This window comes from Paenibacillus auburnensis (assembly GCF_927798115.1).
Taxonomy (GTDB): Bacteria; Bacillota; Bacilli; order Paenibacillales; family Paenibacillaceae; genus Paenibacillus_AQ; species Paenibacillus_AQ auburnensis.
Window position 1 is genome coordinate 437,092 of record NZ_CAKMMG010000001.1, and the last position, 17,878, is coordinate 454,969.

At 49.0% G+C, this 17,878-nt stretch carries 21 protein-coding genes; 12 read left to right on the plus strand and 9 right to left on the minus strand.

Features of this window, described 5'->3' with window-relative positions:
- Nucleotides 1–67 precede the first annotated feature (67 nt).
- The gene (locus tag L6H70_RS01975; protein WP_236329259.1) at nt 68–1,504 is read right to left on the minus strand and encodes a metallophosphoesterase; all 1,437 of its coding nucleotides are present in this window, start codon (nt 1,502–1,504) and stop codon (nt 68–70) included.
- A 270-nt stretch (nt 1,505–1,774) separates the two neighbouring features.
- Between L6H70_RS01975 and L6H70_RS01980 the strand changes: the two genes are divergently transcribed.
- Both L6H70_RS01980 and L6H70_RS01985 read left to right on the plus strand, forming a co-directional pair.
- A complete protein-coding gene (locus L6H70_RS01980) occupies nt 1,775–2,374 on the plus strand; it encodes a nitroreductase family protein (protein WP_236329262.1) in 600 nt (199 codons plus the stop codon).
- A 75-nt stretch (nt 2,375–2,449) separates the two neighbouring features.
- Nucleotides 2,450–2,644: a DUF2188 domain-containing protein gene (locus tag L6H70_RS01985; protein WP_236329264.1), complete on the plus strand. Its 195-nt coding sequence runs from the start codon at nt 2,450–2,452 to the stop codon at nt 2,642–2,644.
- Nucleotides 2,645–2,725: 81 nt separating this feature from the next.
- Here L6H70_RS01985 and L6H70_RS01990 read toward each other — a convergent pair whose 3' ends face one another.
- On the minus strand, nt 2,726–3,934 hold the full coding sequence (locus L6H70_RS01990; RefSeq protein ID WP_236329265.1) for a peptidylprolyl isomerase: 1,209 nt from the start codon (nt 3,932–3,934) through the stop codon (nt 2,726–2,728).
- Between the two features lie 239 nt (nt 3,935–4,173).
- Nucleotides 4,174–4,509, minus strand: coding sequence for a hypothetical protein (locus tag L6H70_RS01995; RefSeq protein ID WP_206104527.1), 336 nt, complete (start codon nt 4,507–4,509; stop codon nt 4,174–4,176).
- A gap of 222 nt (nt 4,510–4,731) precedes the next feature.
- Here L6H70_RS01995 and L6H70_RS02000 point away from each other — a divergent pair, with 222 nt between their 5' ends.
- A complete protein-coding gene (locus tag L6H70_RS02000) occupies nt 4,732–5,838 on the plus strand; it encodes a lactonase family protein (protein WP_236329267.1) in 1,107 nt (368 codons plus the stop codon).
- 154 nt (nt 5,839–5,992) lie between these two features.
- On the opposite strand, the gene hfq is transcribed toward L6H70_RS02000, so the two are convergent.
- Nucleotides 5,993–6,229 (minus strand): RNA chaperone Hfq, encoded by a 237-nt coding sequence (gene hfq, locus L6H70_RS02005; protein WP_054940279.1) that lies wholly within the window; start codon nt 6,227–6,229, stop codon nt 5,993–5,995.
- A gap of 135 nt (nt 6,230–6,364) precedes the next feature.
- Between hfq and L6H70_RS02010 the strand changes: the two genes are divergently transcribed.
- Complete coding sequence (locus tag L6H70_RS02010) at nt 6,365–6,967, plus strand: phosphatase PAP2 family protein (RefSeq protein ID WP_236329268.1); 603 nt, start codon at nt 6,365–6,367, stop codon at nt 6,965–6,967.
- 67 nt (nt 6,968–7,034) lie between these two features.
- On the opposite strand, the gene L6H70_RS02015 is transcribed toward L6H70_RS02010, so the two are convergent.
- Nucleotides 7,035–7,529 carry a hypothetical protein gene (locus L6H70_RS02015; protein ID WP_236329270.1) on the minus strand — a complete coding sequence of 165 codons (495 nt, stop codon included), beginning with the start codon at nt 7,527–7,529 and terminating at the stop codon, nt 7,035–7,037.
- Between the two features lie 335 nt (nt 7,530–7,864).
- On the opposite strand from L6H70_RS02015, the gene L6H70_RS02020 reads away from it, so the two are divergent.
- Nucleotides 7,865–8,896 carry an FUSC family protein gene (locus L6H70_RS02020; protein ID WP_236329272.1) on the plus strand — a complete coding sequence of 344 codons (1,032 nt, stop codon included), beginning with the start codon at nt 7,865–7,867 and terminating at the stop codon, nt 8,894–8,896.
- A 230-nt stretch (nt 8,897–9,126) separates the two neighbouring features.
- Nucleotides 9,127–11,484, plus strand: a complete 2,358-nt coding sequence (gene helD / locus L6H70_RS02025) for an RNA polymerase recycling motor HelD (protein ID WP_236329274.1) — start codon at nt 9,127–9,129, stop codon at nt 11,482–11,484.
- Between the two features lie 85 nt (nt 11,485–11,569).
- Here the strand turns inward: helD and L6H70_RS02030 are convergent, their stop codons facing one another.
- The 3 genes from L6H70_RS02030 to fsa all read right to left on the minus strand — a co-directional run bounded on the left by L6H70_RS02030 (nt 11,570) and on the right by fsa (nt 14,044).
- Nucleotides 11,570–12,772, minus strand: coding sequence for an MFS transporter (locus L6H70_RS02030; protein ID WP_236329276.1), 1,203 nt, complete (start codon nt 12,770–12,772; stop codon nt 11,570–11,572).
- 12 nt (nt 12,773–12,784) lie between these two features.
- The gene (locus L6H70_RS02035) at nt 12,785–13,228 is read right to left on the minus strand and encodes a MarR family winged helix-turn-helix transcriptional regulator (RefSeq protein ID WP_236329278.1); all 444 of its coding nucleotides are present in this window, start codon (nt 13,226–13,228) and stop codon (nt 12,785–12,787) included.
- Nucleotides 13,229–13,390: 162 nt separating this feature from the next.
- Nucleotides 13,391–14,044: a fructose-6-phosphate aldolase gene (gene fsa / locus L6H70_RS02040; RefSeq protein ID WP_206104535.1), complete on the minus strand. Its 654-nt coding sequence runs from the start codon at nt 14,042–14,044 to the stop codon at nt 13,391–13,393.
- 229 nt (nt 14,045–14,273) lie between these two features.
- On the opposite strand from fsa, the gene L6H70_RS02045 reads away from it, so the two are divergent.
- The 3 genes from L6H70_RS02045 to L6H70_RS02055 are packed head-to-tail and all read left to right on the plus strand — an operon-like array spanning nt 14,274 to nt 15,797.
- A complete protein-coding gene (locus L6H70_RS02045) occupies nt 14,274–14,744 on the plus strand; it encodes a hypothetical protein (RefSeq protein WP_236329280.1) in 471 nt (156 codons plus the stop codon).
- A complete protein-coding gene (locus L6H70_RS02050) occupies nt 14,728–15,282 on the plus strand; it encodes a macro domain-containing protein (RefSeq protein WP_236329281.1) in 555 nt (184 codons plus the stop codon). Before L6H70_RS02045 ends, L6H70_RS02050 begins: the two co-directional genes overlap by 17 nt.
- A 38-nt stretch (nt 15,283–15,320) precedes the next feature.
- Entirely contained in the window at nt 15,321–15,797 is a 477-nt protein-coding gene (locus L6H70_RS02055) for a GNAT family N-acetyltransferase (RefSeq protein WP_236329283.1), read from the plus strand.
- Nucleotides 15,798–15,803: 6 nt separating this feature from the next.
- Here L6H70_RS02055 and L6H70_RS02060 read toward each other — a convergent pair whose 3' ends face one another.
- Nucleotides 15,804–16,001, minus strand: coding sequence for a hypothetical protein (locus L6H70_RS02060; protein WP_236329285.1), 198 nt, complete (start codon nt 15,999–16,001; stop codon nt 15,804–15,806).
- A 73-nt stretch (nt 16,002–16,074) separates the two neighbouring features.
- On the opposite strand from L6H70_RS02060, the gene rpiA reads away from it, so the two are divergent.
- The 3 genes from rpiA to L6H70_RS02075 are packed head-to-tail and all read left to right on the plus strand — an operon-like array spanning nt 16,075 to nt 17,691.
- Complete coding sequence (rpiA, locus tag L6H70_RS02065) at nt 16,075–16,761, plus strand: ribose-5-phosphate isomerase RpiA (RefSeq protein WP_236329287.1); 687 nt, start codon at nt 16,075–16,077, stop codon at nt 16,759–16,761.
- Complete coding sequence (locus L6H70_RS02070) at nt 16,745–17,236, plus strand: VanZ family protein (RefSeq protein WP_236329289.1); 492 nt, start codon at nt 16,745–16,747, stop codon at nt 17,234–17,236. The genes rpiA and L6H70_RS02070 overlap by 17 nt, the downstream gene beginning before the upstream one ends.
- A 14-nt stretch (nt 17,237–17,250) precedes the next feature.
- Nucleotides 17,251–17,691 carry a GNAT family N-acetyltransferase gene (locus L6H70_RS02075; RefSeq protein ID WP_236329291.1) on the plus strand — a complete coding sequence of 147 codons (441 nt, stop codon included), beginning with the start codon at nt 17,251–17,253 and terminating at the stop codon, nt 17,689–17,691.
- The last annotated feature ends 187 nt before the right edge of the window (nt 17,692–17,878 follow it).

Here is a 17,878-nt window from a genome sequence, read left to right on the forward strand (position 1 = left end):
TCAGGGCTCCGGCCTTTTTTGCATCGATTGGGTTCAATGGGATTAACCTGTGACGGAGTCCAGGCTCCTATTGTGTGGTCAGGGTCATTTCGAGCGATACCTTACTCACTTCCTGCGGCTCAAGCATGCTGTCAATATATCCCGACATGAATCCTTCCTTCTGGCTCTCCCATAACTTATAACCGGGCATGGCTTTGATCTCAGGGGCCGCGCTGGCGGCTTGACCGGCAAAATATTTCACATTCAGCTTAGACATCATTTCAGCCATGGACTGTTTTTCCGTTTCCGTGAAGGGACTATCCTGCAGATTATTTAATGCTTTGTTGTAAGACCCCCCGGCAAAGCTCTGCTCAGCGTAAGCCTTAAAGTTTAACAGGTTGGGGTCGCTGATCCCTTCCGCAGCAGCCCAGCCCTCTACATCAACAGATTGCGTATGATAGCTGACTTTTCGAGAGAGCGGATCAAAGGTCATGGCACCATACTGATGCGGGTTGACGGCAAATGCACTTGTGGCAATATCATATACCGGCAGGGCATCGGAGTCAGCTGTACTCTCTTGACCTGGGGCCGGATCGCGGCGGATATCCTGCATATGGATATGACCGGATAACACCAGATTGAGGTCGTCCTTGCGCAGCCTCTTCATCGTTTCCTGACTGTTATTCAGCGTAAAACCGGAAATAGGCATGGAGGTGTGGCTGAGCAGATTATGGTGCATTACTGTAATGATGGAGGCATGCTGTTCTGCTGCCAGCTTGACGCAATCATCCATCCAGTCCAAAGTCTCGGGCAGAATTCGTCCGTCAGTCTGCGGAAATCCGTATTTCTCATTGTTCCGGTACTGGCTGCTGTCAATCATGAGCAGCCATAATCCGGGTGCAGCACTGACAACATAACTTAGACTGTTCTGATCCCGCGATATTGCCTCATCATATCCATAGTCAGCATATAGCGTTGTAAAGTCTTCATCGGTAATGTGCCCGGTAACAATCTGCTGATCACCCTTGAAGGCTCTTGCCCAAGGATTGAACAGATCATGATTCCCGGGAATGACATAAACAGAGGTGCCCAGCTCCTCAATACGCTTCAGCTTGGCTGCAAGCTGCTTATGGCTGCTCACTTCACCGTTGTTCGTCAGATCACCGCTCAGGATCAGGAATTCCGGCTTCTGCTGCTGCACATCATACACTAGTGCTTCCATCAGCTCATCACTGTAAGGCAGCATTTTACCATCGCCGCTGGATACATAACTTTGAAAGGCGGCTCCGCCGTCCTGCAGTGCTTTATCAAGATAATGGGTGTCGGTAGCTACCCAGAAGGATACAGGCTGTTTAGAGTCCTTAGCATTTGAGGTAGCGGAGACAGTGGAAGCTTCAATGGAGACAGTTGACGATATTGTGTCCCGGCAACCTCCCAGAAGTGCTGCGGAGATAATCAGTATAGATAAAGCGAATAGTGGTGTTTTTTTTAGCGGATAAGGCGCTTTTTGCGGTGCTAGTTTCATATTTATGACCTTCCTTCAGCAATTTGGCTGAATTATTGTAGCTTATCTGCAGCTACATTGTATATCGGAAAATAGGAGGTGTTTCGAAAATGGTCTATGTGATTATAGAAAATAGTGGAAGGTGAATAAATCACCGGATTACTGCGACAATAAGTGTGGGGACTCCGTGTGATTTTAGGAAAAAGTTGTGAAATAGTTGTTGTCTTATCGGAATATAAGTGTTATGATATAAAAAAGTAAGTTACTAATATTAATGGAGGTAGTTATTTTATGTCTAAAACATTCCTGGAAGCTGTAGAAGCAAGACGTTCCATATACGCCATCAGCAAAGAATCCCCGGTTTCCGATGCACAAATCAAGGATATTGTTGAAGCGGCGGTATTACATAGCCCAACTTCATTTAACTCCCAAAGCTCCAGAGCTGTAGTTCTTCTGGGCGAACAGCACGACAAGCTGTGGGATATAACAGCAGAAACGCTGCGTAAGATTGTACCTACTGAGCAATTCGAAGGTACAGCGCAAAAATTGTCTTCGTTCAAAGCCGGCTACGGCTCAGTATTATTCTTCGAAGACCAGACAGTCGTGAAGAGTCTCCAAGAGAACTTTGCGCTGTATGCTGATAATTTCCCGATTTGGTCTAACCAATCCTCCGGTATTCTGCAGTTTGTCGTATGGACGGCATTTGCTGAAGCAGGTCTGGGCGCTTCACTCCAGCACTACAACCCGCTGATTGACGACGAAGTAAAAGCAACGTTCGGAATTCCGGCTGAGTGGAAGCTGATTGCCCAAATGCCATTCGGCAAGACTGTTACCCCTCCAGGGGAAAAAGAATTCCAACCGATCGAAGAACGTGTAAAAGTGTTTAAATAGGCACATAACAGAAATGTTTAGAACCTCCTGGATCAGGCTAAGTATAACTATAACCTGATCAAGGAGGTTTTTGTTATGCCTTGGAACAAGGATGAATATCCGGATTCGCTGAAGAATTTCATGGCTCCCGTGCGCAACAAGGCGATTGAAATTGCCAATGCACTTTTGGAGGATGGCTATGACGAAGGGCGGGCTATCTCCATTGCCACGGCACAGGCCAAGGAGTGGGGCGAGAATCATGATAAACAAATCCGCAAGAAAAACACATAATAGGAGAATGATCTGATTGTAAGTCCAGCAGACAACAAACAGGCCCGGCGGAATCCGCCGGGCCTGTGATCATGTGCTTAATTATTTAGTAGCCGGAGCTTCAGTTGCTGCTGCTTCTGCGCTGGCCTCTGGAGAAGCAGATGCTTCCGCTTTATCAGTTAGCGTGTTAGTGATTTTAGCTTTGGCTGTCAGATCCTGGAGCCAAGTGGAAGACATTTCAGAAACCTTCTGCGAAATCAGTGTCTTTTTGATTTCGTCTTTCTTTTCTTCCAGCGTATATTCTTTAGCTTCTTTGCGGTCAGTCACTTTAATGACGTGGTAACCGTATTCGGTCTTCACAGCACCGCTGGTTTCTCCGACCTTAAGTTTAAAGGCGGCATCCGAGAACTCGGCAACCATGTCTGCCTTCTTGAAGAAGTCAAGATCCCCGCCTTTATCTTTCGAACCGGTATCCGAGGATTTCTCTTTAGCTAGAGTAGCGAAATCGGCACCGTCCTTAAGCTGTTGAACGATAGCGTCGGCTTCTTCTTTTGTTGCAACAAGGATGTGGGAAGCGCGAACTTCTTCTTCCTGGTTAAAGGTAGCTTTATTTTGTGTGTAGTAAGTTTTAATGTCTTCATCCGTCACCTTAACCTGCGGTTCAAGCAGCTTGCGGATCTCAACCTGCAGCGGCATTTGCTCCTTAAGATCATCAAGTGTCATCGAGCTTTGTGCCAATGCGGAATTCAGTGCCTCTTCACCGCCGAACTGGGTTTTCAAATCTTCAATCTCAGTCTTGATATCTTCATCAGTAACGGTGATGTTGGCTTTCTTGGCTTCCTGATCTACGAGTGTAGTGGTGATCAGGTTTTGCAGGGTGGACTCACCACCGGCTTTAACGAGTTTATCATACAGCTGTTCTTTGGTAATATCCGTACCATTTACGGAAGCTACCGCCGTACTGCTGTCATCTTTTTGGAATGGCGGTTTAATTAGTACAATAATCAGTGCTGCAGCGAGTACGATAGAAGCGATCATCCATCCTTTGCCGCTTTTAGAAGAAGGGGAAGAAGGAGGAGGAGTGCTGCCGCCTACTTTACTCATTACAGGAACACTTTCAGTGACGCCGTCTTGAGCAGGGATAACAGCCGGATTGTGAGCGGCTTCTTCTGTAGCTGTAACTTCCTGTACAGGAGCAGGTGCTGCTTCTGTTTCGAGTGAACCTTCATTGTTGTTTACGGAAGCGGTAACCTCTTCCGGTGTTCCGTTGCTGCTTTGTTGCTCATTGCCTTCAAATTCTTTTTTGTCCATTATAATTAATGACTCCCTTCGATATAGGTGATGCCTGTCTTTCTACAACTTTACCAGAAATCATGATTCCAAACCTTAAGAAAGTATAAAAAAGCATAATTTCTTTTTAAGTTTCCATTAATAAAAAGGAAAAAGCCGGAGCGGCATGGGATCCCCACGCACCTCCGGCTTATTTGTAGGAAGTCACAAGAATGCATAAAGTGTAACGGATTTCGCATTCTTGTATCCACTTCAGATGCTTAAGAAGTAAGCCCTTTCAGCAAATGGCGTATGCTTTCCTGTTTCCGTCTGGGTACACGGACATTTTTAGCGTAGAGGCCCTTTTCTCCGAAATAGATGCAGTCGTCTTCAATGGCACTGATCTTATTCAGATTCACGTAGCAGCCTCCATAGACATGATAATAACTGGGATTCGACAATAAGCGGTTCAGTTGCTCGGCAGTCATTCTCTTTTTAATGTTATAGTTTCTGCCGTGAAAGATGACCAAATCATGGTCTCCGACCTTAAAGAACAGAATGTCTGTTTCCACCTCGAAGTCCTCATATACGTTTCTGGCTTCCAGCAGGCTGCTCATTCGTGTTCCCCCTTTATACAAAATAAAAGACAGATGTTAGCGCTTTCATTATAGCATAATTCTTTTCTCTTGAGAAGTCTTATTTTTGAAATGTTTTTTGTCATTTTTTCCGTTGCATTTGTCATAGACGCTGAAAAATTGTAAATTATAAAGATGGCTGCTGAATTAATGACGGCTGGTATGCCTAAACACCGGATGGACTAATGGAGGAGGATTACCGAGATGAATGAGCATTCAAAGCTGTTATTGTTTACCGGCTCCTACGCGAGTGCGGCGGAAAATGGAGTGCAGGTGTATGAATTTAACGGAGACGCCGGGGGCACGTTAGACCTGCTGGATAGTGTACAAGGCATTATTAACCCTACCTTTGTAAACGTGGACGCTGCGAATCATCGTTTATACGCAATTGGGGAGAAGGCGAATGGTGAAGGCGGCAAGGAAGGCGAGGTAGTCTCGTTCGCGATTGATCCGCTAACCGGCAAGCTGACCGAACTGAACCGGATTCCCACGATGCCAGCTCTCGGAGCAGGGCAAACCACAACTTGCCATATTAACAGGGATGCTGAGAGTGAATATATGGTTGTCTGCAGTTATCACGGCGGCCTGGTAGGCTTAATCACCGTGGATGAGAACGGCCAGCCCCTGCAGCTCATAGATACTGCTGTACATACCGGTAAAGGAAGCGTACCCGGTCAGGAAAAGCCGCATCCGCATTCCGCTATCTTCAGTCCGGATGAACGGTACCTGTTCGTTTCCGACCTTGGTCTCGATCTGATCCGTTCATACCGCATCAACCGGGATCGGAATATCCTTGAGGCTCATGGCGAAACTAAGGTGCAGCCCGGCGCAGGTCCGCGGCATTTTGTCTTCCACCCGGACGGCAAATCGGCTTATGTTATTAACGAATTGAACAGCACAGTCACTTCGTTCCTCTATAACAGTGAGGCAGGAACTTTGCAGACTGCGGATACCATGTCAACACTTCCCCAAGATTTCCCGTCGGAAAAGAACGGCTGTGCGGAGATCGCATTCTCGAAGGACGGGCGTTTCTTATACGGCTCCAACCGTGGACATGACAGTATTGTAGTCTACGCTGTGAATCCGGACACTGCAGCGCTGACGCTGGTGGAGCACGTGTCCACAAGGGGTGGGCATCCGCGTCATTTCACTGTGACTCCTGACGGACAATACTTAATCGCAGCCAACCGGGATGGGAATAATCTGGTGGTATTCTCACTGGATACAGCCACCGGCCGGCTGAGCTTTACAGGTAATACTGTGGAGCTGTCCAAGCCTGTTTGTGTGAAACCGGCTGTATTCCCTGTCTAAGAGACTTATATCCATTATAGGGAGCGGCTATTTATTCCGGCTGAACACCGGCAAAAGGAACACCGGACGGGTTAGCGCCGGTGTTCCTTTTGAATTAAACTGTTATGTTCGTTTGTCGGATTGAAGAAGCTGAAATGATAAAGGGAAGAATAGCTTATTTGAGCGAGACGGGCTTTAACGGCACGATTGTTGAGACCGCTGATTTGAACAAAACGTTCTGTCTGCCATCACCCTGGCCCTGCAGGGTAATTGTATAGGCGTCATAAGAGGTAACGAGTCCCTGCATCTTGACCCCATTGGTTGTAAAAATCGTCACGGGCACCTTTGTTGAAATACACTGGTTCAACAAACGTTCCTGTAGTTTTAGACTTTCCACTTGGCAGCACTCCATCTTTTATGAATTAACTTCCGGGTTAATTATAACACGGGAATACCTATCCCAGGAAATGACTTCATAGACTACAAAATAAACAAGGGGGTAGTTATGCTTTATTATCGGAACTGGTCTAGAGGGGGCCGCTTATTCTTGTGGTTTCTGCTGGGCTTTGCTGTCATCGCCGTACTAGTAATGTTTGACCGGACCGCATCCTTTGATAACTTCATCATACGTAATGTACAGTCGGCAGAGTCGCCTGTACTTACTGCGATAGCCAAAAACCTGTCACTGGTAGGTTCGACTTGGTTTGTTGTTGTCATATCACTGGTAACTATAACCTTACTGTTCTTGGTGCTTAAACATCGGATGGAACTGATCCTGTTTGTCTGGGTTGCAGTAGGCTCGCAGCTGCTGAATACATTGTTCAAGTTTTGGTTTCGCCGCGAACGGCCTACAATTCACCGCTTGATCGAACAGGAAGGCTTCAGCTTTCCCAGCGGACATTCCATGGCGGCTTTTTCCTTGTATGGGGCTATCGCCTATTTGCTCTGGCGTCATATGCGGCATAGAGCGCAGAGGATACTGCTCATTCTGTTTACTGTCTTAATGACAGCTGGTATTGGCTGGAGCCGGGTTTATCTGGGTGTCCACTATCCCAGCGATGTTATCGGGGGATATGCTGCCAGCGGGGCGTGGCTGATGTTGTCTATCGCAATTTTCGAGGCATACCGGACCAGGAAGCAGCGGAAATAAGCTTGGTCTGTACAAAAAATACGGATACCAGCGGCTAGCTTTGCTAAGGTATCCGTATTATAATGCTTTACTTAGTCTTGAGTGGCTGCTCTGACGGCTTGCCTTTATGGGCATTTGCGGCATTACTGATGCTAAGCTTCAGAAGCGCGGGAAGTCCCGCCTTCAGCTTTTTGACTTCATCCTTCGTAAGCTGGCCGTCCTGAATGGACTCATCCAGCTTCTGGCTTGCCGCGTCGCTCAGCTTTTGTATATATTGATCTTCGCTCCAGCCCTTTTTTTCCTTTGCCAGGCTGTAAAGGGTTTGTCCGCTCTTCAGGCTGTTCATCAGCTCAGCGCGGTCCATATCCAGCAGTTTGGCGGTTTCACTCAGGATAAAATGTCCTCCTGCCCTGAATCCCCGCGCGTGGTGCGGATGCGACGGCTGTTCTTGACCGGATCGAACACTGTCCGCTGATGGCGCGGGTGTGCTGCCGGAAGAATTCTCTGCAAATGCAGCGGCTGGTGTCAGGCTTAGCATGACGGCTGCCGCTAATGCAGTCATTCTTTTAATGCTGCTATTCATGGGGTCACCTCTCGGGTATGTGATGGTACTGCCGTAACCAGTATTCCCGGGAAGCTGAAAGAATTCTGAAAGCCAGCTTAAGACTTTCTAAAATTCGTCTTCCTGCTTCATGGGTAATTACATTTGTACTCTAATAGAGATTGACCGAAGCTCTTTAGGATATACATAAAAGGTGTGAACAAAACTTTAACCATATGCTTCCGAAGCGAGTTTTGCCGAAGTGAATTCAATGGAGCCTATGCTAAACAAAACTTTAAGCATATGCTTCCGAAGCGAGTTTTGTCGAAGTAAATTCAATGGAGCTTATGCTAAACAAAACTTTAGGAGGGATGGATTTGGCTTTTGGCGCCCGCATACTAAAAACAGGAATGGCAGTTACCCTTGCCCTCTATTTATCCGCTCTGCTGAATTTCACTTCTCCTGTCGGTGCGGCGATTGCTGCAATTTTTGCCATGCAGCCGTCCATCTACCGTTCATGGCGTTATTTCCTGGACCAGATTCAGACGAGTACCATGGGCGCTGTGCTGGCGCTGCTTGGGGGTATGCTGCTGTCCAATGAACCGATTGCGGTTGGACTTGTATGTATCCTGGTGATTATGATCAGTATGAAGATGAACCGTGCCGATACCATCGGCCTGACTCTGGTAACGGTCATTTCGGTGATGGAGGCTTCCGGACAATGGGAGTTCGCGCTGACCCGGTTTTTGCTTACCCTGACGGGGATTGTCTCAGCATTCATTATCAATATCAGTGTATTTCCGCCGAAGCCGCGTAAGCAGTACATCCAGCAGATTGAGACCGTGTTTACCGGACTTTCGCTGCTGCTGCGGACTGCAGTGTCGCATGAGATGAAGGAGAGTGTATTTCGTGATGAGAAGAATGCGCTCGAAGGCTCTATAAAAGCGCTGGCTGACAAATATGCTTTATTTGAGGAAGAGCAGAAGCAGCTGCGCCGGGCAAAGTACAGCCAGACCAGACAGATGGTGGTATACAAGAACCTGCTGCATTCCTTGCAAAAAGGGTTTGAGGTGCTGGAAGCGGTAGACCGGCATTATTTCCAGGCGGAGCGGACGGAGCGGACGGATGAGCTGTTTGACCGGCATTTAGAGCAGCTGATCAAATACCATGAGTACATTCTTCTTAAGTTCGAAGATAAGCTGAAGCCGGGTGCTAATGACTCGGAGCCGCTCGGAGACGACAATGACAATTTTCTGAATGCGGCGATTCAGGGCTATGACCCGGAGAAATCGGGACAATTACGCTTGTCAGTTGTGGCAGCGGCGATTTATGATTATGGGTACCAGCTCGAACGTCTCGACAAACTGGCGGATCAGATCAACCGGCTGAACGGCGATGAGAAGGAATAACTGCACTATTAAGCTAAACGCAAAAAATCCGGCCCCAAGGGCCGGATCCTATACATAGTATAAAAAAACATCCTAGAGCATGTTGCGAAACACTGTACGACTTGAAAAAGTGCAGCGAAGTTGTTAGAATATAAGGATATCGAAAGATGGAAGAATTTAGACATAGATAGTCAATTTAATTATACCATGTACGAATAGTAATGTCAACCTTCCAAAGGGGATGAAATGCATTGGAGAAACATGATAGCGAGTGGCAAGCGGAACAAAAAAGGGTAACGGGAATTACGAAGCTGCTTACTGCCCGTATCCGGCAATTATCGGAGGAGCTTGGCCTCCATCGTAGCGATGTGGTAGATATGCGCAAAGACTTCTGGGAAGAGGTTACCGTGAACTTCAGCAGCCCGGATGATCTGGGTGAAACTTCTACAAGCCTGCGGCAGCAGGCGCAAATTCTGAATGAACGTGAGCGCCATCACCTGCAGTCCAGCAAAGCGCTTAAGAAATATAAGAAGCTGGTAGTCTCCCCGTATTTCGGACGAATTGATTTCTCTGAAAGCGGGGACAGCGGGGCTGAGAAAATCTATCTCGGAATCGGATCATTAATGGAGGATGACGGCACATTCCTGATTTATGACTGGCGGGCGCCGATTTCCAGCTTGTATTACGATGGTGCACCCGGTCCCGCAGCTTATGAGACACCAGGCGGCCTGGTGAACGGGAACATGGAGCTTAAGCGCCAGTTTGTAATCGACAACGGCATTATTGAAGTAATGTTCGATACCGGTATGACCATCGGTGATGAATTGCTCCAGCAGGTGCTCAGCCACAGTGCGGATGACCGGATGAAGAGTATTGTCGCAACGATTCAAAAAGAGCAGAATGCTGTAATCCGCAATGACCGGAGCCGTATGCTGGTGGTCCAAGGGGCGGCCGGCAGCGGCAAAACATCAGCAGCGCTGCAGCGGGTCGCCTATCTGCTCTACAAATACCGTGAGGTGCTGCAGGCGGATCAGATGCTTCTGTTCTCACCGAATCCATTGTTTAACAGCTATGTATCCACGGTTCTGCCTGAGCTTGGCGAAGAAAACATGCAGCAGACTACATTCCAGATGTATCTGGAACACCGGCTGGGCCAGGAATTCCAGCTGGAGGATGTGTTTAGCCAGACGGAGAGCCTGCTCAACGCGCCGGATGGTCCGGCTGCGGCTGTGCGCCGTGAAGGAATTGGCTATAAATCCTCCGTTGCTTTTCTGGATGCCATCCGGCGTTATGTGAATCTGCTGGAACATGAGGGCATGAAATTTAAACCGCTGATGTTCCAGGGACGGGCAGTTGTCAGCAAAGAAGAGATGGAACGGCAGTTTTATGCATATGACTCTAATATTAAGCTGGCGAACCGGATCGACCTTATGACAGGCTGGCTGCTCAAAAAAATAGCCGCCTTCAGTGTGGAAGAGCGCAGCGCCTCCTGGGTTGAAGATCAGATTGAAGTGCTTGATTCGAGCGATTATCAGCGTGCTTACCAGATGACACGGCGCAAAGGCGGCGGACATGACAACAGCTTTGATGATTTTGATACCGAAAAGAGCATGCTGGCCCGCTACATTGTCAGCCAGCGCCTGAAGCCGCTCCGGGTTTGGACCAAACGTGGACGTTTCGTTGATGTAAAGGGGCTGTACAGCAGACTGTTTACCGACCGTCAGTTAATCGACAGTCTGAATGGAGAAAACGTTTTGCCGGAGGCATGGGCTGAAATCTGTGCTATGACGCTGGATACCATCGCTGCCGGAGAGCTTGCATATGAAGATGCGACTCCATTTCTCTACCTGAAAGAACTCAGCCAAGGCTTCCGGACGAATACCCTGATCCGCCATGTGATTGTGGATGAAGTTCAGGATTACTCTCCGTTCCAGCTGGAGTTCATGCGCCGGCTGTTCCCGCGGGCCAAGATGACGGTACTCGGCGATTTGAACCAGGCTATCTATGCCCAGGGAGAAGTGCTGGGTGACCTGGCTGGCCTAGTCAGTATTTACGGTGAGGAAAATACTGAGGTGATCTCCCTGACCCGCAGCTACCGCTCGACCTACGAAATAGTAGAGTTTACGCGGGCGATGATTCCAGGCGGAGAACGGATCGTTCCCTTTAACCGCCGCGGGGAGACACCTTCGCTAACTGTATTGAACAGTGAGTCTGAGCTGCTGGCTTCAGTGGAGCAGGATGTGCTGAATCTTCATGCAGCCGGTTACCATTATGTGGCGGTCATCTGCAAAACAGCAGAGGAGAGCGCAGATGTGTATACCAAGCTTCAGAACAGGCTTCCGGTCAGACTGGTTACCAAGGAGACTCCTAATTTCCAGAAGGGCACCTTGGTTCTCCCGGCTTACCTGGCCAAAGGCGTAGAGTTCGATGCGGTTATTATTTACGACGGCTCGGACCAGAAATACAGCAGAGAAAATGAACGCAAGCTGTTCTATACAGCCTGCACCCGAGCAATGCATCTGCTTCATATCTACAGTCTGGGGCAGCTTAGCCGCTTTTTGCCCGCCGCAGCCCGTGAATCCGTGGCTACAGCTTCGTTGAAGAGCTGATTCACCGCACCTGCTGTTACTATAAAAGGCTAAAGACCATCCATGAAGCGGATGAGGTCTTTAGCCTTTTGGCGTTTTGTTTATTTTATTTATTGGAGAATCCCGATAATACAGTACGGTTGCGGCGCTGTACCGTAAGAATAATGATGTAGATGGCCAGCAGCAGAAGAGGAGCAAGTGCTGAGTAGCGGTACATTACAGCATAAGAGTTATAAAGGGCTACTGATCCAAGGAGCATCGTGCCGATGGCTACCCCTAAATCGAGTGAATTGAAAAACATGCCGTTCGCCATGCCCCGCTGCCGCGCGTCTACAGATTGGATCATCCAGGTCTGTAGCGCAGGCTGCATGGATCCGAAGCCGATGCCGTAGCAAATTGCGGCGGGGAAAAGCGCGGCGGTTGAAGCAGCAAAAGAGAGCAGCATCAATCCTCCTATGATGAACAGGCTGCCGGGAATCAGTAAGGCAGCCGGACCGAAGCGGTCATATATTTTGCCGGAGACCGGCCGTATGATGACGATGGCCACTGCATTAAACAGGAAAAAGTAAGCGATATGATCCAGATGAACCTCCTGGCCATATAAGGCAAGAAAACCAAGCAGTCCGCCGTACGAGATGGACAGCAACAGATTCAGCAGACAGGGAATAAACAGCTTGCGGAATACACTGCCCTTAGGGCCAGGTGCTGATACCGGAACGGGTTCTTTGTGATTCGCCGGCAGGCCCTTAGTCAGGCGGTAGCCAAGCGGCAGAATGAATGCAAGCGCTAGGCCGGTACTCAGGAGCAGTGAACCGAAGCCCGGTCCCTGCAGCAGGCTGAGTCCGATCAGCGGGCCGGCGGACATCGCAAGACTGGTGGATAAGCCGAAATAGCCCATGCCTTCTCCCATCCGGCGGATGGGTATGACATCTGAGGCCATTGTGGGAAATGCGGTACTGGCCATCCCGAACCCTATGCCGAAGAGCATTCGCATCAGTAGCAGGACGATAATGGTTCCTGACCAATAATAGCCGGTTACAGCAGCAAGAGAGATGGCCAGACCGAGGAAGATCAGTAGATTGCGGCCGCCTTTTTCCATGGCTTTGGCGGCGAATAACCGGGAGGCGATGGCGCTTAGGGCGAACAGACTCGTTACGAGACTGATTTGCACGGAGGAAGCATGCAGGGTTCCTTCAGCATAAACCGGCAGGGTGGACAATGTCATCTGCAGGCCGGTAAACAGCAGCAGATTGCAGAGAGTTAGCTGGACAAAGGATTTGGTCCATAAACGTTCAGAGTTAGTATTCAATACGAATTGCTCCTATTCTTGATGTGGGTTCCCTGTGTTGTGATAGATGAGCTCAAGCATCTTCCGCAGCTGTTCTAGCTGCTCAGAGGTCAGTCCGGTGACGGCAGTATCGATCACCTGCTGCTCCAGGGTCAGAGTGTTTTTGATTAATGCTTTGCCTTCCTCAGTTGCGTAGAGCTGGAAAGCACGGCGGTCACTCTTATTCATCGTTTTTGTGATAAAACCTTTTTTCTGAAGAAGTTCAACGATCCGGGCAGTGGTTGGCTGGTCCTTGGCTGCCGATGCGGCGACCTCTTTCTGGTTAATTCCGTCCCGGTCTACGATCATTAGCAGGACAGACCATTGTTCAGGGGTAATATCGTAAGGCTTCAGCACACGGGCAAAGGCCGTTGAAATCCTCCGGTAGGTGGAGCCGAGCAGGAAGCCGAGAAATTGCTGAGGTGAGGAACCAGGCATAGGCGATCTTCCTTCCTAAATAGTTGTCAGAACAATTATATTCATGACAATTAAAATTGTCAATTATGATACAGAAAAAGCACCCCCCGGAAAAATATCAGATCTTACATAAGATCCAACATAGTTTCTGAGAGGTGCCTTAATTGTTGTTAGCTTTGATTATTATTTAGCCGCCTGCGGAACAGTTTCCCAGTCTTTCAGGAAACGCTCAATACCGCTGTCAGTCAGCGGGTGTTTCCAGAGGGAAGGGAGCAGGGAGCCAGGGATTGTTGCAATGTGCGCTCCGGCAATGGCCGCTTCCTCTACATGTGCGATGTTGCGGATGCTGGCAGCAATAATTTCAGAAGACAGTCCGTAGTTGGTCAGGATGGTTTTGAGATCCTTGATCAGCTTCATACCGTCTACACCGATATCATCCAGACGTCCAACGAACGGGCTGATATAAGTTGCGCCTGCTTTGGCGGCCATCAGGCCTTGAGCGGCGGAGAATATGAGGGTAACGTTGGTTTTGATCCCTTTTTTAGTCAGCTCGTAGCAGGCAGCCAGTCCATCTTCGGTCATAGGCAGTTTAATTACTACGTTAGGTGCCCATTCTGCGATTTCGAAGGCTTCCTTAAGCATTTCTTCGGTTGTAAGGCCAATAACCTCTGCACTTACAGGACCAGGTACAATCTCAACGATTTCTTTAATGACATCTTTGAACAGTCTGCCTTCTTTGGCGATCAGCGACGGGTTAGTCGTCACGCCATCCACTAATCCGAGGCGGGTAATACGTTTGATTTCTTCAATGTTTCCGGTATCCAAGAAAAATTTCATTGTAAATTATTCCTCCCTTGATTTCATATGGATTGACAAACATTGTACATAACTTCATTATGTATCATGCCACCTGAAGTTTCAACTGTTAATATGAATATTTCAAAATAACTTTATAGAACACCTCTTAGAAAAAAATGAATTCCACCTTTAGACCATTTCCCGGCACGTTCCTCCCATGATAATATAGAAACGGTATTGCTTAAAAAGTTGCGAATGGCTGGTGACAGTGATGATAACTGTAATTGCCGGAGTTGCCCTGTTTCTGCTGGCAACTGCCGGACTTCTCGCCTACCAGAACAGCAGGCTGATCACTGAACAGGAAGCTGACAGCACTGCGGTCCCCACGGGGATGTTGATGTATTCCGTGATTAATGAACGATTTTTGGAGAATGAAGAAAGACCTGAAGCTGTCCCCCTATTTCAGTACACAGTGTTATCGGAGCCGGGTGAGCAGCTTTCTCCGGGAGAAACCGGAACAACGTTTGCCCTATGCCGTGTACCGGCCGGTACCGGAGAAATGATTCTTTGGGACGCACAAAACTGGATGGTGAACAATATCCGCAAGGCTGCTATCCAGGGTGTGCTGATGGAGCATTCCGGATTTCCTGATAAAGCTGCCCGCAAAGGCGAGAAAGAGCTGATCGTAAATCTGGAGGCTACGGTAAAGGAGGAAACCGGACATGCAGATTCATATTAATCATGTAGAGATCTCAGTCAGTGTAGGTGATATTACGACCTGGCAAGGCGATATGATTGTGAATGCCTCTAACTCGGGACTGTATGGAGGCGGAGGTGTGGATGGTGCGATCCATCGTGCAGGCGGGCCGCAAATTGCTGCCGAATGTGCGGTAATCCGCCAGAAGCAGGGAGGCATCCTGCCGGGGGAAGCTGCTGTTACCACTGCAGGAAAATTACCGTACCTGGGGATCATACATACCGTCGGACCGATTTGGAAAGGCGGCGGTGCAGGGGAGGCCGCAACTTTGGCCAAATGTTATATAAGCAGCCTTGACATGGCTATTGCCCGCGGCGCGCAAAGCATTGCTTTTCCGAACATTAGCACGGGGGTTTATAATTTCCCTAAGCTGCTGGCCTGCCAGACGGCGCTTTCTACCGTGGTCCAATATGTGTCTGACAGGGATTCCCAGGTGCTGCCGCTGAAGACCATTGCGTTTATTTGCTTCGAGCAGGACAATGCTAAGCTGTATGAGGAAACGCTTAAAAGTTATATGTAAAGAAACCGGAATGCCGGATGAAACGGGGGAAGCGGGAGATGTCATCTGTTACTGAAGTGAAATTTGTTGAAGTCAATCCTGAGAATGAGGACCTGCACGGGCTGATCAGCCGTCTGGACGAAGATTTAAAGGTGCGGTATCCTCATGAAATGATTTATGTTGTGGATTTCTCCGATCCCAAAGTTCATGAAATGACCTTTGTAGTGGCTTATCTCAGCGGGAAACCGGTGGGCTGCGGAGGACTGCGGCCGCTTGACAGCGAGAGCAAGGTCATGGAACTGAAACGTTTCTACGTGGATCCGGGCAGCCGCAAGCAGGGGATTGCGAACAAAATGCTGCTCTACCTGGAGGCCATAGCGATGGCTGCCGGCTGCGGGGAGATTAAGCTGGAGACGGGAATTAAGCAGCCGGAAGCTATCGCACTTTACGTAAAACACGGCTATCGGCCGATTGATCTGTTCGGTCAATATATTGGAGATCCGGACAGCCTCTGCTACGGCAAAATATTGTCCTAACCGCGGTTAAGCATGGTATCTGCCGGAGGGTGCATTCAATACCCATTCGAGCATAAGGATCATATCCTCGAGTCTGCCGATCTGCGCGTTCAGGCTCTCCCGCTGTGGGCTGTCTGATTCAAGGGGGGCAAGGCGGGTCTCCAGAGATCTGCGCTGGAGCGTTAGTTCATTGATTTTGGATTGAATCTGATTTTCGGTTCTCATCCGGAATCCTCCTGGTGATTATAGATTAATGTCATGATTAGTTCATTATAACGGATAACATGGAGGTATTAAAATGAGTGTCAATGTGAAGCAGCTGGCTGCGGAGAAAGCCGTGGAATATGTGCAGGACGGTATGAAGGTGGGACTGGGTACCGGTTCTACCGCCTATTGGGCCATCCGTAAGCTGGGAGAGCGCGTGCAGCAGGGTCTGAAAATTACCGCTGTCGCCACTTCCCAAGCTTCCGAGGATCAGGCGCGCGAGCTGGGGATTCCACTGGTTGCTTTTGGTGATATTGACAGCCTGGATCTGACCATTGACGGCGCGGATGAACTGGACGGGGAGCTTCAGCTGATTAAAGGGGGAGGCGGGGCTCTGCTGCGCGAGAAAATCGTAGCTATGGGCAGTACCCGCATGATTGTTGTTGCCGACGAGAGTAAAGCGGTGCAGACGCTTGGTAAATTTCCGCTGCCGGTAGAGATCGTTCCCTTTGCCTGGGAATGGACGGTCGCGAAGCTTGCGAAGCTCGGCTGCAAACCGGAGCTGCGCCGAAGCGGCGATGAGCTCTACAAGACGGACAACGGCAATTATATTGCCGACTGCCGGTTTGAAGTTATAGCTTCCGCTCCTGAACTGGCCTTATCGCTGCAGGGCATTTCAGGAGTGGTGGATCACGGGCTGTTCATCGGAATCGCCAGCATGGCGATTATCGGCAAGAATGACGGCAGCATCGAAATTATCGAAGGTGAGACCCATCTCTAAACCGCGAAAACAACGAAGCAGTCCTTCACGTACCGGCAGTTCACAGATCCGTCCACGGCTGCAGCTTGGGAAATGGATGCTGCTGTTTGTGTATAGTGCAGCTGTGATATACTGGATGTTTCTTGGTTTTGGACGAACGGTCCGGACGGAGGGGCCGCTAAAATATAATCTGGAGCTGCTTCGCACCGTAAAGCTATATTTTAATTTGGATAACGGAGTATCCGTCACCGGCAGATTGATTAATCTCGTTGGCAATGTGGCCGTATTCATTCCGTTTGGCGTGTTATTCCCGTTGCTGCTGAGAAAATTCCGTTCCTTATTCATACTGACCTTATGGGAAGTTCCTAGTATTTTGCTGCTTGAAATTTTTCAGATGCTGCTGCGGGTCGGCAGCTTCGATGTTGATGATCTGCTGCTCAATCTAATAGGTGTATGGTTAGGATATTTATTGCTTCGTATCAATAAACACATTTAGGAGGATTAACATTTATGCTGATAGATCTGAAGCAGCGCGTCGGAACAGCTGAAGTGGATGAGCTGCTGTCTTACGCCGTTATCGATGAACCGGATGCGCTGTGGCGCGCTTCAGCCGAATACAGCAAGCATGCTGCGCTGCAGCTGTGCGGCTGGGAAGAAGAGGGGTTGTTGCTAGGCCTGGTAGGCTTTGAAGAGACCGAGGACGGTTCACTGGACATCCGCCACATTGCTGTTCTGCCTGAGAACAGAGGCAAGGGTTATGCACGCGGCATGATTCTTGAGCTGCTGACTGCCCGTCAGCCGCGTTACTTGCTTGCAGAGACTGAAGATGAGATTGCTGCGGATTTTTACCGTGCGCTGGGTTTCATGGTGTACAGTCTTGGCGAGAATCCGGCGGGCATTGAGATGTTCCGCTGTGTGTATGAAGTAGAAGAGACTGAGGACGAAGAATAAAGGGCACTCCGCTGGTGCCGTTCAAATGAAGCTATCCGGGAGCCCCTCCTGGGTAGCTTTTTTGTTGTTTTTGGGGAGTGAAAGAATCCGCAGAAAGGAGCCGTGCCGGGTTGACTTTTTAGGCTGATGACAATATAGTTTTACTGTGAAACTATTCTATACGTGAACTAATGGCTGGAGGGGGCAT